The 15,612-nt window shown below is 40.8% G+C and carries 14 protein-coding genes; 8 read left to right on the forward strand and 6 right to left on the reverse strand.

The window, feature by feature from the left end:
• Nucleotides 1-65 precede the first annotated feature (65 nt).
• Nucleotides 66-1,067, forward strand: coding sequence for a DMT family transporter (locus JK635_RS04765; RefSeq protein WP_235887887.1), 1,002 nt, complete (start codon nt 66-68; stop codon nt 1,065-1,067).
• Nucleotides 1,068-1,592: 525 nt separating this feature from the next.
• On the forward strand, nt 1,593-3,038 hold the full coding sequence (locus tag JK635_RS04770) for a L,D-transpeptidase family protein (protein ID WP_438803820.1): 1,446 nt from the start codon (nt 1,593-1,595) through the stop codon (nt 3,036-3,038).
• A gap of 60 nt (nt 3,039-3,098) precedes the next feature.
• Here the strand turns inward: JK635_RS04770 and JK635_RS24625 are convergent, their stop codons facing one another.
• Both JK635_RS24625 and JK635_RS04780 read right to left on the reverse strand, forming a co-directional pair.
• Nucleotides 3,099-3,635 (reverse strand): CueP family metal-binding protein, encoded by a 537-nt coding sequence (locus tag JK635_RS24625; protein WP_202652843.1) that lies wholly within the window; start codon nt 3,633-3,635, stop codon nt 3,099-3,101.
• A gap of 153 nt (nt 3,636-3,788) precedes the next feature.
• Nucleotides 3,789-4,574, reverse strand: coding sequence for a nucleotidyltransferase domain-containing protein (locus JK635_RS04780; RefSeq protein WP_202652844.1), 786 nt, complete (start codon nt 4,572-4,574; stop codon nt 3,789-3,791).
• Between the two features lie 494 nt (nt 4,575-5,068).
• On the opposite strand from JK635_RS04780, the gene JK635_RS04785 reads away from it, so the two are divergent.
• The 4 genes from JK635_RS04785 to JK635_RS04800 all read left to right on the forward strand — a co-directional run bounded on the left by JK635_RS04785 (nt 5,069) and on the right by JK635_RS04800 (nt 8,236).
• Nucleotides 5,069-5,797 (forward strand): amino acid ABC transporter ATP-binding protein, encoded by a 729-nt coding sequence (locus JK635_RS04785; protein WP_202652845.1) that lies wholly within the window; start codon nt 5,069-5,071, stop codon nt 5,795-5,797.
• Between the two features lie 18 nt (nt 5,798-5,815).
• Nucleotides 5,816-6,631, forward strand: a complete 816-nt coding sequence (locus JK635_RS04790; RefSeq protein ID WP_202652846.1) for an ABC transporter substrate-binding protein — start codon at nt 5,816-5,818, stop codon at nt 6,629-6,631.
• A 289-nt stretch (nt 6,632-6,920) separates the two neighbouring features.
• The gene (locus JK635_RS04795; protein WP_202652847.1) at nt 6,921-7,574 is read left to right on the forward strand and encodes an amino acid ABC transporter permease; all 654 of its coding nucleotides are present in this window, start codon (nt 6,921-6,923) and stop codon (nt 7,572-7,574) included.
• A gap of 11 nt (nt 7,575-7,585) precedes the next feature.
• A complete protein-coding gene (locus tag JK635_RS04800; RefSeq protein ID WP_202652848.1) occupies nt 7,586-8,236 on the forward strand; it encodes an amino acid ABC transporter permease in 651 nt (216 codons plus the stop codon).
• Nucleotides 8,237-8,427: 191 nt separating this feature from the next.
• On the opposite strand, the gene JK635_RS04805 is transcribed toward JK635_RS04800, so the two are convergent.
• Both JK635_RS04805 and JK635_RS04810 read right to left on the reverse strand, forming a co-directional pair.
• Nucleotides 8,428-10,635, reverse strand: a complete 2,208-nt coding sequence (locus JK635_RS04805) for an alpha-galactosidase (RefSeq protein ID WP_202652849.1) — start codon at nt 10,633-10,635, stop codon at nt 8,428-8,430.
• A 290-nt stretch (nt 10,636-10,925) separates the two neighbouring features.
• On the reverse strand, nt 10,926-11,102 hold the full coding sequence (locus tag JK635_RS04810) for a hypothetical protein (protein WP_202652850.1): 177 nt from the start codon (nt 11,100-11,102) through the stop codon (nt 10,926-10,928).
• Nucleotides 11,103-11,245: 143 nt separating this feature from the next.
• Here JK635_RS04810 and JK635_RS04815 point away from each other — a divergent pair, with 143 nt between their 5' ends.
• Nucleotides 11,246-12,175 carry an SDR family oxidoreductase gene (locus tag JK635_RS04815; protein WP_202652851.1) on the forward strand — a complete coding sequence of 310 codons (930 nt, stop codon included), beginning with the start codon at nt 11,246-11,248 and terminating at the stop codon, nt 12,173-12,175.
• A gap of 228 nt (nt 12,176-12,403) precedes the next feature.
• Here the strand turns inward: JK635_RS04815 and JK635_RS04820 are convergent, their stop codons facing one another.
• Both JK635_RS04820 and JK635_RS04825 read right to left on the reverse strand, forming a co-directional pair.
• Nucleotides 12,404-13,525, reverse strand: a complete 1,122-nt coding sequence (locus JK635_RS04820; RefSeq protein WP_202652852.1) for an ABC transporter permease — start codon at nt 13,523-13,525, stop codon at nt 12,404-12,406.
• Nucleotides 13,512-14,231: an ABC transporter ATP-binding protein gene (locus tag JK635_RS04825; RefSeq protein WP_202652853.1), complete on the reverse strand. Its 720-nt coding sequence runs from the start codon at nt 14,229-14,231 to the stop codon at nt 13,512-13,514. The genes JK635_RS04820 and JK635_RS04825 overlap by 14 nt, the downstream gene beginning before the upstream one ends.
• Before the next feature lie 268 nt (nt 14,232-14,499).
• Here JK635_RS04825 and JK635_RS04830 point away from each other — a divergent pair, with 268 nt between their 5' ends.
• Nucleotides 14,500-15,588: a branched-chain amino acid aminotransferase gene (locus JK635_RS04830; RefSeq protein WP_202652854.1), complete on the forward strand. Its 1,089-nt coding sequence runs from the start codon at nt 14,500-14,502 to the stop codon at nt 15,586-15,588.
• The last annotated feature ends 24 nt before the right edge of the window (nt 15,589-15,612 follow it).

Genomic DNA, 15,612 nt, shown 5'->3' on the forward strand with positions numbered 1-15,612 from the left:
GGTAAGAAACATGTTGCATGTGTATAATGAACAGTTGGAATAATAGAAGACATTTGGAGTTGACGATGATGAAACAACAAGAAGGCTATACTCGTTTCTTGACTAACAGATTTTGGGTCATCACGATTGCCGTTTTTTGTTCAATTTTATGGGGAAGTGCTTTTCCGGTATTAAAACTAAGCTATGACGAACTTGGAATGGCAGGAGATGATTTAGCTGCGAAAATTGTCTTCGCCGGCATCCGTTTTATGCTGGCGGCTTTGTTGCTGCTGATCATTGTATTCTTATTTGATAGACAGGCGTTGAAAATAAGCTGGCGGCAATGGCCGGCTGTTATTGGTTTGGGGCTCTTGTCCACGAGTTTGCAATATTTCTTTTTCTATAATGGATTAGCCCATACTTCCGGAATGAAAGCAGCGATTTTAAATTCGAGCGGAGTATTTTTCGTTGTTTTTCTTGCCCACTTTATTTATGCCGATGACCGCTTGGATTGGCGGAAAATTCTTGGCTTAATTACCGGGTTTGGGGGAATTGTTGTTGCTAACTGGGGACAGGATACCTCTCTCCATTTTACTTTCTTTGGAGAAGGCTTCATGCTGCTCTCCGGATTGGCTGCGGCGTTTGGAACCTTCCTATCCAAACGCCTATCGGCTGACATTCATCCCTTTGCCTTAACCGGCTGGCAAATGTTGATTGGCTCGGCACTGATGCTGATAATTGGAACACCCAGCCTTAGTCCAGGCGCCATGACGTTCACAGCAAAGGGCTGGCTGTTACTTTTTTATGCAGTCTTTTTATCGGCAGCTGCCTTTGCCCTGTGGACCTCTCTGCTAAAGTACAACAAGGCCGGAGAAGTGACACTTTTTAAATTTGTTGTTCCCGTTTCCGGAACGATCCTCTCGGCGATGTTCCTGCCCGGCGAACATTTATCAGTCAATACGATGGCAGCACTCCTTCTAGTATCTGCGGGAATTACCGCAGTCAATCAAAAAGGAAGAAAACCAATTATGATGTTAAATGGAAACTCGCCGACTGACGAGTCCTTAAAGACGAAGACAGAGGCGTAGTTGAATTTATGCGACATAAGGAAGTATAAAATTCGGAAAAATTTTATACTTCCTTATTAGCTAAAAAAATGGCAACATGCGGATCAACAAGTAAATAAAACTTAAAATCATGGTGCCTGTTCCCGCTGCATTAATACTTTAATGTGAAAGGGAACAGGCAACACCGTTAATTATCCCTCTTTCACCTGCTTTTTTTCTTTCTAAACTGCCTTAGCAAAAAGTTGGCAGTTTTTCTGTAATTATCATATTATAATGCTTAGACATTATATCATTTGGCCCGAATCAAACCTCCTCATTGCTCACCTAATATTCTTTTTGGCAGCTCAAATTCTTCCAAATTATTACTCAAAGCACATTACATATATTTTTAAAATATGGTAAATATATACATCATAAAACTAGTAAAATAATGGTGATAATAGTAGAATAATAGGGTAAACTAGTCGAGGGGTTAGAAAAAAGATACTCGCTTAAAGCCAGTGGATGCCGATACCATGTTTTTTTACATAGATGGGGGGGAACGTTATGAATAACGCGCAATATGAATTAACGGAAGAAATGAGTAGAATGAAGAAAAACTCCATTAAATGGTATAAGAATTGGAAATTTATGATAACAAGCACCATTATCGTGTTAGCACTCTTAATTGGAGGAATGAGCTATTATCAAGCGACCCGGTTCAATTCGCAAATTACCATAAATGATACTAAAGTGGGCGGGCTGACTGCTGAAAAAGCAGTTAAAAAGTTGAAAACCGCTATTTTGGCAAACAGAGTTTATGTTGGAAAACAGCAAATTTTAGATGCAGAAGACACAAAGATGGGGTTTACCGATGATGATTTGCCTGAAGTAAAAAAAATACTAAAAAGCCAATGGTCTTTCTTTCCTTCCTTTAAGAAAAAAAATTATCTGCTTATTCCCAAAGAAGCTGATCAATATCGCAGCGTCACGCTGAAAAAGCTTGTTGAAGAAAAGCTTGTCACCATGAATAAATCTTTAAAAGCGCCTGTAAATGCCCAGGCTAAGTTAGAGCAGGGGCAAATTGTTATCAGCAAAAGCGAGAATGGAGAGCAGTATGATATAGCCAAACTAATGAAGGATTACGAAAAACAGGAATTTAAAAGCGATATTCGTCTGAAACCGGTATTCCTGCAGCCGATTAAGGAAGACAGTCAGATTGTCAAAAACGAAGAAAAGAAACTGCGAGAACTCCTAAAGCAGACGATTGACTATAAAGTACAGAAAAAAGTCTATTCATTAAAGGCCAGTGAACTAATCAAAAACGCCACTGTCTCCAAAGATATGAAGATCACTATCGACCCAAGCGAAATCAAAAACAAAATTACGGAAATAAATGAAAAACAGGCAACTTTAAATAAAGATATTCCGTTTAAGACCAGTTCAGGTAGAATCGTTACCGTAAAAGCTCAAGGCTACGGCTGGGCCATAGATGTTGATAAAGAAGCGGCTCTGCTTCAAAAGGCTTTTGTAAAAGGAGATAAATCGGTATCGGCAACAAATATTTATGGCAATGGCTGGAGTAATGAAGGCATCGGATATGAAAACACCACCAATAACGGGATTGGCGACACCTATGCAGAAGTGTCTATTTCGCAACAGCGCATTTGGCTTTATAAAAATGGAAAAATGGTTCTGTCCACCCATGTGGTAACGGGAAAACACATCACCGGTGAAGATACAGAAAAGGGGATATGGTATATCCTTTATAAGCGAACACAGTACACACTAAGAGGCAGTGCAGTTGGTAAATCTGAATATGCGATTAAAGTAAATTACTGGGCACCGTTCACAAACAGCGGTCAAGGATTCCACGACGCCAGCTGGCGCACGAATTGGTCAAGTAATGCTTATCTTACGGCAGGTTCCGGCGGCTGCGTCAACACGCCACCAAGCGTTATGGGGACAGTGTATAACTATCTCAGCACCTACGAACCGGTTGTTATTTATTAAAAATATAAAACTTAAAAGGAGCAGGAAATCGCAAGTGATTTCCTGCTCCTTTATTATGATTTACATCAGCTTCATCGTTGTTATACAAGTAGGGGCATCTTTGAACGTAGAGATTTCTGCGCCCGCTTTTTTTCCGTCCTGCTCAATCTTTATTTGATACTTTTTATCCCGCGGCAGCCATAAATCGATAAATCCATTCTTTTGGGACTTAACCATCTTGTCCAATATAACTTGGCCTTCCGCATCTTTAATGTATACTTTAAACTGTTTATTGGTTAGTTCACCTTGACAACCTGTCAAGCTATGAGTCGTTCAAGGATGGGTATTTTTAACATAAGGAGCAATCGAAACAAAGAATTCATCCTTAGGCAAGTTATAAGCCGTCTCGTTTCCTTTTTTGTCTGTCACAACTAGTTGCTGCGGCGTGATCGAGGCGTTTTCCACCTTTTCGTTACCACCGCTATATTCACTTACCAATTGCTTAATGTTAGTCGTTTCCTTTTGCTTTACGGACTTTCCTTCATCTGTACCTGTTCCGCTACAGGCAGTTAATACGGATGCTGTCAATAAAGCAGCCATCATGAGCTTTAATTTCATGCAGTTGCCTCAACTCCTTTTCCCTTTCTTCAAACCATTTTACCTTTTTTCTACTTGTCGGGCGCTATTCTCATTGTATTCTTCACAATTCTTTCACATTATTTACAATTATTTACTTTCGATTCGTAAAGAAAATATTTCAGTGACTCAACTTTAAGCCCACACTTCGTCAAGGGTATTTCTAAACAGTAAATCAAGCTGTGGAGAAAAATCTTGTAAGTAAACATTTAGGGTTTTGATCCATTCTCGAAGTCGGGAAATTTCTTCGATAAAAAATTCGTTGATTACATCGATTTGCAGTTTTTCAGCTTGTTTTTCCCCGAGCCGTTTTCTTTTTAGCAAGGCTTTGATTTCTCCTTTTACCTCCCCTTCCGCAATGCATTTTTCCAATAATAGTTGGTAATCCAATGGTGGAAATTCATTCAATTTTTCAATCCAGTTTGCTACCAGTATGGGTCTGAGAACATTTAAATATCTTTTGCTGTTCACTTCACCATCTTGTAGTATCCCTTGAAAATTTTTATTTGCCATGTTGAGATAATGATGCAGACATGCCTGCGGAGCAAAGATCTCTCTTGTGAGCTTCTTCATTTGTGCAATAGTAGGAAATTCTTGGTAATATACTATTCCTGAATGAAGCCATTCCAATAATGGCGGATTGGACTTCCTTAATAACCTTAAGGCTTTCGTTAATTCCCATCCGGTAATATCCAGCAGGTCATCGATTGGCAGTTCAATGACATCCCGCTTTTTCCCTATTCCTATTGGGTCAATCGTTAAATAATCGTCTTTCTTATGGACATATATAAAGCGGACATCATAATCACTATCTTTTGATGAGACCCCCCAGGCTCTGCTACCAGCTTCACAGGCATATAGGATTTTCACATTATAATCCGACTCGATTTTTTTCAAGGCTTTTAAAATGGTTTCCTTCAAGTGAAATCACCAACTCTATATTAAATATTTCTTTTTCAAAAAAGGCTTGTTTTCTTCATTAATTGCAGAACCTATTTATCCTATTTTCAGCATGGCTTGAGCTCAATGTCAATTTTTAGTCATGGTTATCCTTACAGGTATTTATGCATTCCTTTTACATTTGGAGCGGTTATCTTACTCGGCTGCTTCTTCCTCACTTTTAGGGGCAAGAAAGAAGAAAACTGTAATGGGACAATAACAATAATTTGTTCAGCCGACAATTGGCAATGAAGTGAATTGGCTTTTTTTATGGATAATATCCTGTTAAACTTCAAACTTAATATGAATAATCAAAAATTTCACAATTAAGGTTTACTATATTAAAAAAAAATTGTAGAATGTTTCTATGCCTGTTAATTATTTGTATATTCTAAAAAGAGTAAAGAGTCGACAAAAATCGACAATTCTACAGGTGCCCTTCATAAGAACAGAAATCAACAGGGAGGAGGATTGGCATGATTCGGTTTAATTCTGTTAACAAGTACTATGGTGACTTTCACGTCCTGAAAAATATTAATGTAGAGATTAATAAAGGCGAAGTTGTCGTTGTCATTGGTCCTTCTGGATCAGGGAAAAGTACTATGCTTCGTTGTATTAATCGTCTGGAAACGATTTCAGATGGGGAATTAATTGTTAATGGCGTGAAGGTAAATGACAAAAAAACAAACATTAATGAGTTAAGGCGAAATATTGGGATGGTTTTTCAGCATTTCCACCTATACCCGCACAAAACCGTCTTGGAAAATATAACGATTGCCCCGATGATGGTTTTAAAACAATCAAAAGAGGAAGCAGAAAAGGTGGCAAAATACTATCTCGAAAAGGTTGGTATACCTGATAAGGCAAACTCCTATCCATCACAGTTATCAGGTGGACAGCAGCAGAGGGTGGCGATTGCAAGAGGTCTTGCAATGAAGCCGGAAATTATGCTGTTTGATGAGCCAACATCGGCCTTGGATCCGGAGATGATCGGCGAAGTGCTGGATGTCATGAAAACTCTGGCAAAAGAAGGAATGACAATGGTTGTTGTAACCCATGAAATGGGCTTTGCCAAGGAAGTTGCCGATCGTGTTATCTTTATGGATCATGGACAAATTCTTGAAGAGGGAACACCGGCTGAGTTTTTCGCGAATCCAAAAGAAGAAAGAGCGCGACTATTCCTTAGCCGTATATTAAATCATTAAAAAACAAGGGGGATTTATATGTTTAAAAGTAAATCTAGTAAATTAGCATTAATTCTTTTTTTAGCTATGTCAATGCTGCTTGCAGCCTGCGGCAAAGGTGAAAAAGCAAGTACCGGCGGTTCATCCAAAAACGCTCTCGAGCAAATTAAAGATAAGGGCAAAATTGTAATCGGCGTAAAATACGACACAAGGTTATTTGGACTTAAGAATCCAACTTCCGGTGAAGTAGAAGGTTTCGATATTGATATTTCCAAAGAGCTGGCAAAAGCCATTCTTGGTGATGAAAAAAAGGTTGAGTTTAAAGAGGTTACCTCAAAAACTCGGATTCCCATGTTAAACAATGGTGATATTGATGCCATTGTCGCTACCATGACCATCTCGGAAGAACGTAAAAAAGAAGTTGATTTCTCTGATGTTTACTTTATGGCAGGACAATCACTTCTTGTCAAAAAAGGAAGCCCGATCAAAGGACTGAAAGATTTGAAAAAAGGTACCAAAGTTCTGGCAGTTAAAGGCTCAACTTCTGCCATTAATATTCGTGAAAAAGCTCCTGAAGCAACTGTTTTAGAATATGAAAACTATACAGAAGCGTTCACTGCCTTGAAATCCGGTCAAGGGGATGCATTAACAACGGATGACGCGATCCTTTATGGAATGGTTGACCAAGATCCGAAATATCAGTTAGTCGGCGGTACCTTCACCGAAGAGCCATACGGCATTGCTGTTAAAAAAGGAAATAAAGAATTAGTTGACGCAATTAATGATGCTTTAAAGAAAATGAAAGAAAGCGGAAAATATGACGAAATTAAAAATAAATGGATCAAAACCAACTAACATCCACTAAGATCAGGATGAGCAAAATTTGCTCATCCTGATACTTCTTATAAGAAAAGCGCAAGCGGCCCTGCTCAGCGGCGTATGGCCTCCTCGAAAAAGCTATCGCTTTTCCTTCGTGCGATGCTGATGCTGTCGAAGCCTTCCTTGTGAAGCGCTCCAACTGAGATAAAGGAAACACGGTGAGCGCAAGCGAACCGATGTTGACTTATCGTAGGGCGGAGCGTGAAGGACACTAGCCGCTAGGGAGCTGGAGCTAGACAATGGATAAAAAAGGGGGGAGATCATCATGATTGATTTTTCAATACTGATCGATAACTGGGATACATATTTGGAAGGATTTAAGAACACGATCTTTGCTAGTTTAATTGGTTTGGTAGGGAGCTTTGTAATTGGTGTAATTGTTGCCGTGATGAGAATAGCACCAATTAAACCGTTAAATTGGATTGGCACCGTCTATGTTGAATTCATTAGAAATATTCCTCTTCTTATCATAGCCTTTTTCTTTTATGTCGGTCTTCCTGCGATCGGTGTAACGTTACCAGGGTTTGTGGCAGGGACGATTGCCCTTTCCATTTATACGGCTTCCTTTATCGCCGAAGCGATCCGGGCCGGAATACAATCTGTTCCCAAAGGGCAAATGGAGGCAGCAAGGTCATCAGGTCTCACCTATTTACAGGCAATGAGATTAATTATTTTACCGCAAGCGATCAAAATCGTCATTCCGCCAATTGGCAACCAGTTTATTAATCTGGTAAAAAATTCGTCAATTTTAGGGATGATCGCGGGCTTAGATTTAATGTATTTCGGAGATATCGTTTCCTCGCATACATTCGTTACCTTTGATGTCTACATTTTTGTTGCTTTGTTCTATCTTGTTTTAACAATACCATTAAGTCTTGGCGTTGGTTATCTGGAAAAACGCCTGGCTAGAAGTCATTAAGGAGGGGAATTATGGATATTGCAGGAGCACTTTCAGCCGATCATTTAAAATTCCTCGCCGATGGTTTTATGGTGACGTTATACATTGCGTTTATTTCGATTGTTCTCAGCTTTATTGTAGGAATTCTATTAGGTACTTTACGGTATGCAAAAATTCCCGTCGTATCCAAAATCGTGGCTGTGATTATTGAAACGATAAGGAATACACCGCTGTTGCTAATCATTTTCTTCACTTTTTTTGCCTTACCGGAAGTAGGAATAAAGCTAAGCGTCACAGTGGCGGCGATTTTAGCATTAACTGTATTTGAATCGGCGATGCTGGCTGAAATTGTCAGAGGTGGTTTGAATTCGATTGATAAAGGGCAAATTGAAGCAGCCCGTTCATCCGGGTTAACCTATATCCAAACATTATGGCATATTGTCATGCCTCAGGCATTGAGGAGAATGATTCCGCCAATTGTCAGCCAATTTATCTCCTTATTGAAGGATACTTCTTTATGCGTGATTATCGCTTTACCAGAATTCATGCATAATGCGCAAATCATTTATGCCCAAAATGTCAATTACATTTTCCCAATCTTTTTCGTCGTCGCCCTCATGTATTTTATCGTAAACTATTGTTTATCATTAATTGCACGTCGCCTTGAAAGTAAGCAGGCATAAAACATGGGGTTAGATGTTCCCTTCTTCATTCTTGTTATAAAAAAATCGCGGGGAACACTCTTTAAAAACATAATGGGAACCTAAAAAAGACAATTCGTTTGGATTGTCTTTTTTGTTTATATCTTTAGCAGCCCATTGGCGATTTGCATGCTTCAATTGGCGGTTGCTACGCTCTATTTTGCGGAAGTCTTTCAAAAGCGAAGACTTTCCTCTTCCAGCCTTTGAATCAAAAATATTATTGAGAAATAATCGGATTTTACGAGCGGCATTGTAATCCCTATTTTCATCAACTCATCTCCATAAAAAGCCTGCCCGCCATTATTTATTTGATATTTCACTTGCCGATCTAACCCTCGTAATTTTAAACGATAAAAAGGCGGATTAGGCGTTGCCAGAACTTTATAATAAAAGACGACCGCTTTCGATTTGTCTGGGGCTACGTACATAAATGCTGTGTCCATTCCTTCAAACGGACTAAGCAGCCTGAATAGATCTCCAAAGCAGACCGAATCCTGAATGTGCTTGTAAAATTGAATTCCCTTCTTTATTTCCATCCCTTCTTCTTTCGTCAGCTGATCAACCTTCATTTCAAAGCCTAAATTTGCCGCCATGGCAACGTACAATCTCATTTGTAACGGCGTGTTCCTTCCTGTTTGCTGGTTCGGTACATCAGACACATGAGCCCCCATTGTTAACGCCGGATAAACAAGGCTCGTTCCATATTGAATTTTTAATCGTTCTACCGCATCGGTGTCATCGCTGGTCCAGGTTTGCGGCATATAATACAACATCCCAGGGTCAAAACGTCCACCGCCGCCTGAACAACTTTCGAATAAGATCTCGGGAAATCGTTTAGTTAACGTATCTAAAATTCGGTACAACCCCAGCATATAGCGGTGGGCGGTTTCTTTCTGCCTTTCCGGCGGTAGTACGGCCGATCCGACCTCCGTCATATTCCGGTTCATGTCCCATTTAACGTAAGAAATAGGGGCTTTTGTGAAGACGTTTGTAAACGTGTCAATCAGCCAATCACAAACATCTTCCCGGCTTAAATCAAGAACAAGCTGATTTCTCGACAGTGTCCGCTTTCGTCCCGGTACATGGAGACACCAATCTGGATGCAGACGATACAGTTCGCTGTCAGGTGAAACCATTTCCGGCTCGACCCACAGGCCAAATTGCATTCCCTTTGCTTGAACATATTCCGCAATCCCCTTCAATCCATGTGGCAGTTTTTTCCGATTAACGTCCCAATCCCCGAGTGAAGTTTTATCATTGTCACGGTGCCCGAACCAGCCATCATCAAGGACAAATAGTTCAATTCCAAGGTTAGCGGCTGCATCCGCCAGTTGCTTTAATTTTTTCTCGGAAAAATTAAATCTTGTTGCTTCCCAATTATTAAAAAGAATCGGACGTGTTCGATCACGGTAAATGCCGCGGCAAACTCTGGTACGCAGTAATTTATGAAACATTCTTGACATCCCGCCGAGCCCATCCGGTGAATAAACCATTAATGCCTCTGGAGTTTGAAATGTTTCCCCTGGCATTAACAGCCAAATAAAATCGAACGGATTAATCCCAATTGTCAGCCTTGCAGTTTCAAAAGGATCTACTTCAATCGAGGCTTGGAAATTCCCGCTGTACACAAGACTTACTCCATAAACATCGCCATGCTCCTCCGTTGCTTCCTTTGAAAGTAGCGCAATAAACGGATTATGCTGGTGGCTACTTGCTCCCCTAGCTGAAGAAATCATTTGGGTTCCATGGTTTAATGGCTGCCGCTCAATATGGCATTCCCTCGCCCATGTTCCATGAAGCTGTAACCAATCCCATTTGGAGGAATGAAAGTCAACGGACATACTCATGCATTTATGTATTTCTACTTTCTGGGAACCTCGATGCTCAAAGGAAACTGACCTGGTGATCACATCGAGGTCGTGGTAAATGGTATAAATGAGATTCAGCCCAATCGCCAGTATCGGATCTACTAGGGTGATAACTAAGGTATCTGCCTCCTGATTGTTTTCGACATAGGCAGACGGTAACCCCTCCAACCTGGGCTTTCCTTGTGTTATTTCATGCGAATCATAAACAAATTCCGTAATCGTGGAACCATCTTTTGTCCGAAGCTGATATGCCGGTGAGCGGAAATCTCCGTTTCCAAAAGCCGGATATTCCTGCGCTAAAGTATCAAGTGAGAATTTTGAATCTGTTGGTTCTGTCATTGGTGAAAAAGGTCTGCCCTTATACGGAAGGATTAATGTTGGCTGAAGTGTTTGAATCCGCTTGCCCCAATACAAATGAGCAGGATACTTGCCATGGACAATTTGAATTAAATAACTGATTTTTTGATTGTAAAGGTGGAAAACTTTGTCTTCTTCGTTCCATTCGATCGGCATGACCATCCCCCTTGGTATTTACCATTTTGTTCTATTTTATTTTTAAAGGGGGATTTTCAGCACTATTTGAATTTGGATGGTATTGGAGAAATGGTTTTAGCAGGCTATACAGCTAGTTCGGGCCAACTAGATAGGCTTTACTTTACCCAAACTGCTGAAATTTCTCCAACTCGGGTAACTAGACAGACTCTACTTGACCCAAACTACCGAAATTTCTCCAACTCGGGCAACTAGACAGACTTTACTTTACCGAATAAGCCGAAAAGTTCCTCCCCTATAATACGATAAGTCTAAATAACCGGATAATACTGTTCATATCTTGGATTCGTATAGAATGGCGGGCGCTTGCCGATTTGCGGTATCATAAAAGGATGAGGATTTGAATTATATAGCAGTTCTTCTTTTTCCTCCGAAAAATCCACTAACAACAGCTTTGCTTCACGGCTGAATTGATAATAATACTGCACAGCTTAAAACCTCCTTGTTGACTTCTTTCTTTACACTATTCCGCATCCCTCCATCTTGAGCCCGTCACAATGGAACTTGACAGGCACTCTATCAGCCCAGATAACATACAGTAACTCGAAGATTTATTTCGAGGAGGATTGCTATGACACACGATCATCACCAGACGCCGCCAAACCAAGATTATCCGATGTATCCCCATTATGGAAAAATAACCCGCTATGAAGATATTCCACTATCTGTTCCCGAACAGCGCCAGCTTCGTCAGCCCGGTGTTGAAAAATTAATGGTTCCCCGGCCAATCATTGAAAATCCAAATTATAAAGGAAGCGGAAAATTAAAAGGGAAAGTTGCGCTTATTACCGGTGGTGACAGCGGCATGGGAGCAGCCGCTGCGATTGCTTTTGCGAAAGAAGAAGCCGATGTCGCAATTGCTTATTTAGATGAACATGAGGATGCCAACCGGACAAAGGCAAGGATTGAGGAACTCGGGCAGCGCTGTTTATTATTGCCTGGTGACCTCAGAGAAAAGCAGCAATGCCTTAACATTGTGGAAAGCACCATTCAAACCTTCGGCCGGCTGGATGTCCTTTGTAACCATGTGGGAATCCAGTTTATGCAAAATAGTCTGCTTGATATTACCGATGAGCAATTCGATGAAACATTCAAGGTAAACATTTACTCTCATTTTTACACGACCCGTGCCGCCCTGCCGTACTTAAAACCAGGCAGTTCCATTATTAATACTGCTTCTGTTGTGACCTATTATGGGAATGACCAATTGATCGATTATACTGCCACAAAAGGAGCAATTGTTGGATTCACCCGGGCCTTGGCACGCAATCTGATTGATAAAGGCATCAGAGTCAACGCCATTGCCCCTGGACGGATTTGGACACCACTGATTCCAGCAAGCTTTTCAGCCGACCAGGTGGCCCTTGCAGACAACCCGATGAAACGACAAGGTCAGCCCTTTGAGGTCGCTCCAACCTTTGTCTACCTTGCCTCTGATGACTCTCGCTTCGTCACCGGACAAACACTCCATGTAAACGGCGGGCAAATCATGTCTTCCTAAACAAGTGGTACCTGCCACCACTTTTTAAACACTGTTAATGGTTTATTCATAATTTGGTCATTTATTGGGAGTAAGATCATACATGAAACGGACATGATCTTTTCATTGCCTTTCATCCCCCTTTATATATAATTTTTTATCCGGCATATAGCCGGATATTTTTTTGAATCATAACAAAAATGCCAGGCACCTACCAGTCGGGATAGTGCCTGACACTCGTCAAAAAAGTTAAACGAACAACGCCCAGATCATCAGCATTCCACAAGGTATCAGCCATAATACCAAAAATGCCAGTCGTTTTCCTTTTACTAGGCTTGTTTCGTTTATGGGCCCGATATTTCTTGTAAATGGATGGGTAATAAAGGACTTCCAAATACCATCTTGTATTTTGAAGCCTGCAAAAAGAATGAATGCCAACACAAAAAACTGTACTTTTTCCGGCAATACCGCTAAAGCATAGAAAGAAAACAGGACAAAATATAGATAAAACTTTAAATGTCTTCCCTTGCGAAAATGCCATTTCCAATACATTTCAGCCAGTACATGTTCGGGTGTTCTTTTGGAAAAAATTCCCTGTGATTGTTTATTAAATAACGGATATTTTCTTGTTTTCTTGATTCCTTCGTATTCACCGGACTGAACCATTAAAAAGACTGCCCATTTCCACTTTTCACTTCTTTCCCGCTCAGCCTCCGCATGAAAGTACCGTAATGGCTGTCTTTCTTTTTTGAGAAAAAATACAACAGCTCCAAAAATAGGCAGCATCATGCTGAGAAAAACAAGCTGATGATGGAATAGACCATACATTCCAATCCCATACAGCATAAATTCAAAAACGGAAAAAACCCTCCTTCTCCAGATGATCCCCCGTAAGGAAAACCATCTGGCCGCCAGTTTTCGGAAGAGACTCCAAACGACAACATAGAATAGGATGAGCAGCACAGTAAAAATTGAAAGTTGATAACCTGTTTTAAATACCGGATAAAAGTAAAAAATGAGGATACTTGCTGCCAACATGGCTTTCAATACAGAAAAGTATTTCCCCAACTGTAATAAAGATTGATAATAGTCACCTTTTTGAATAACAAATAATTCGTCTGCCTGTTCTACATATGTTCTGATTGAAAAAAATTGAGCAATATAGAAGAAAACAAGTCCAAACAAATGAACCGGTATAAATGATGTCCAAGCGGGCGGCGACTGCCACAGCTGATAATCGATGACAGCCAAGGCAATGATAACGGGAATGACAAGATAAAGGAAAACTGTCCAGTCAATAACCATCCCAATAACTTTCCGCTGGAATTTTCCTGCCTTTCTCCACCTTTTTATGTATTCAATCCAACCCATAATTCGGATCCTCATCGATAAGATAATCAAAACAGTCCAGCAAACTGCCATCCGGCAGCTGACATTTTTTTTGCAGGTCAAGTAGTGAACCTGAGGTATACATCGTTCCCTTTGAAAGTAGGATAAATTTATCGCAAAGTTTCTCAGCCGTATCCAGTACATGAGTACACATCAGAATTCCCGTTCCCTTTTCCCGTTCCTGTTCGATGATTCTTAGCAATAATTTCGTTGCCCGGGGATCAAGTCCAATGAAGGGCTCATCAACGATTAATAATTCCGGCGAAGGGAGCAGCGCAAGAATAATCATTATTTTTTGCTGCGTTCCTTTCGACAAGCTATGTGGCAGCTGGTGAATATAATGCTCGACGCGAAAAGTCTTCACTAGCTCCTTTGCCTGCCCTTCCCAGTTGGGAATTTCCCGCATCACTCCACAATATTCGATATGCTCCCAAACCGTTAATTCTTCATAAAAAACCGGTCTTTCCGGGACATAACCATAAACCGAGCCTTTCGTATGTACCGAAACAGAGCCTTCCATCCACGGGAGTTGTCCCAAAATAGCCTTAATGGTGGTACTTTTCCCCGCACCGTTCTCACCGATCAACCCAACAAGTTCACCAGCTTTTACGGAAAAAGAGATATTCTCAATAACCGGATCCTCGATGCTATATCCTGCCTTTTGCAAGTCAATCGTTAATCTGTCCATGAAAAAATTCATCCCCCCTACGTCCAGTTCTGCTAATATATATTACTACGAAAATATGGGGATTTGGTTTCATCCATCAGCTTTTGTTGAAATCAGAATTAAATTGGAGGCCCGACAAAAAATAAGAACCCCCATAGGCGGTTCATTGTCCTAGTACGATGTTTTTTAAGAATTTAGAAAACTTTAAAACCCAAACTATTGTATTTTTTCTGTATTAGGCGTACTCTCAATTATATAAACTAAATGATTGGGGATTTGGGGTGTAACGATGAAACAAGATATTGCATTTATTCAAAGAGAAGAATTAAAGGCTAAACCTGAGCCTGTTTCACTTGGCTTCGGGAACTATTATACGGACTATATGTTTGTCATGGATTATCATATTGACAGCGGATGGCATGATCCACGAATCGTTCCATATGAGCCAATAACACTTGATCCGGCGGCGATGGTTTTTCATTATGGACAGGCCATTTTTGAAGGGTTAAAGGCTTATAAAACCGCTGATGGAACCATTCAGCTTTTTCGCCCGGAAAAAAATATGAACCGGTTGAATGAATCATGCGCCCGGCTATGTATTCCACAAATTGATGAACAGCTTCTATTAAATGCAATCAAACAGTTGGTCTCAATTGAAAAAGATTGGATCCCTGAGGGCGAAGGAATGTCGCTTTATATCCGGCCGTTTATTCTCGCCACAGAACCTCACCTTGGCGTCCGTCCTTCCCATCAATATAAATTGCTGGTGATCCTGTCTCCATCAGGTGCCTATTATGGAAGCCAGTTAAGTCCGGTTAAAATCCATGTTGAAGAGCATTATGTTCGTGCCGTTATTGGCGGAGTCGGTCATGTCAAGACCTCAGGCAATTATGCCGCCAGCTTGAAGGCCCAAGAAGAGGCAGAGGAAAAGGGGTATGCGCAAATTCTCTGGCTCGATGCAAAGGAAAATAAGTATGTTGAAGAAGTGGGCAGCATGAATATTTTCTTCAAAATCAACGGTGAAGTCGTGACCCCTAAATTAAACGGCAGCATCTTACCTGGTGTTACCCGTGATTCGGTTATTCAATTATTAAAACATTGGGAAGTTCCCGTACGTGAAGCGAGGATTTCGATTGAAGACATTTTCGCCGCCCATGAACGCGGAGAATTGGAAGAAGTCTTCGGCTCCGGAACTGCTGCAGTTATATCACCGGTTGGCGAGCTAAATTGGAATGGAAAATCCATCGTTATTAACGAGCAACAAATTGGACAACTATCCCAGCGCATTTACGATGCCATTACGGGCATTCAGCTTGGCAAAGTTGAAGACCCATTTGACTGGACTGTTAAAGTAGACCGAGTGGAATCAGTTCTTTAATGATGAAAACAGCAGCGGGGAGGT

The organism is Neobacillus paridis (assembly GCF_016765675.1).
Taxonomy (GTDB): Bacteria; Bacillota; Bacilli; order Bacillales; family Cytobacillaceae; genus Neobacillus; species Neobacillus paridis.

Coding starts and splice junctions, on each gene's coding strand:
- JK635_RS04765 (WP_235887887.1), top strand. CDS start 66: ATGATGAAACAACAAGAAGGCTATACTCGTTTCTTGACTAACAGATTT.
- JK635_RS04770 (WP_438803820.1), top strand. CDS start 1,593: ATGAATAACGCGCAATATGAATTAACGGAAGAAATGAGTAGAATGAAG.
- JK635_RS04785 (WP_202652845.1), top strand. CDS start 5,069: ATGATTCGGTTTAATTCTGTTAACAAGTACTATGGTGACTTTCACGTC.
- JK635_RS04790 (WP_202652846.1), top strand. CDS start 5,816: ATGTTTAAAAGTAAATCTAGTAAATTAGCATTAATTCTTTTTTTAGCT.
- JK635_RS04795 (WP_202652847.1), top strand. CDS start 6,921: ATGATTGATTTTTCAATACTGATCGATAACTGGGATACATATTTGGAA.
- JK635_RS04800 (WP_202652848.1), top strand. CDS start 7,586: ATGGATATTGCAGGAGCACTTTCAGCCGATCATTTAAAATTCCTCGCC.
- JK635_RS04805 (WP_202652849.1), bottom strand. CDS start 10,635: ATGCCGATCGAATGGAACGAAGAAGACAAAGTTTTCCACCTTTACAAT.
- JK635_RS04815 (WP_202652851.1), top strand. CDS start 11,246: ATGACACACGATCATCACCAGACGCCGCCAAACCAAGATTATCCGATG.
- JK635_RS04820 (WP_202652852.1), bottom strand. CDS start 13,525: ATGGGTTGGATTGAATACATAAAAAGGTGGAGAAAGGCAGGAAAATTC.
- JK635_RS04825 (WP_202652853.1), bottom strand. CDS start 14,231: ATGGACAGATTAACGATTGACTTGCAAAAGGCAGGATATAGCATCGAG.
- JK635_RS04830 (WP_202652854.1), top strand. CDS start 14,500: ATGAAACAAGATATTGCATTTATTCAAAGAGAAGAATTAAAGGCTAAA.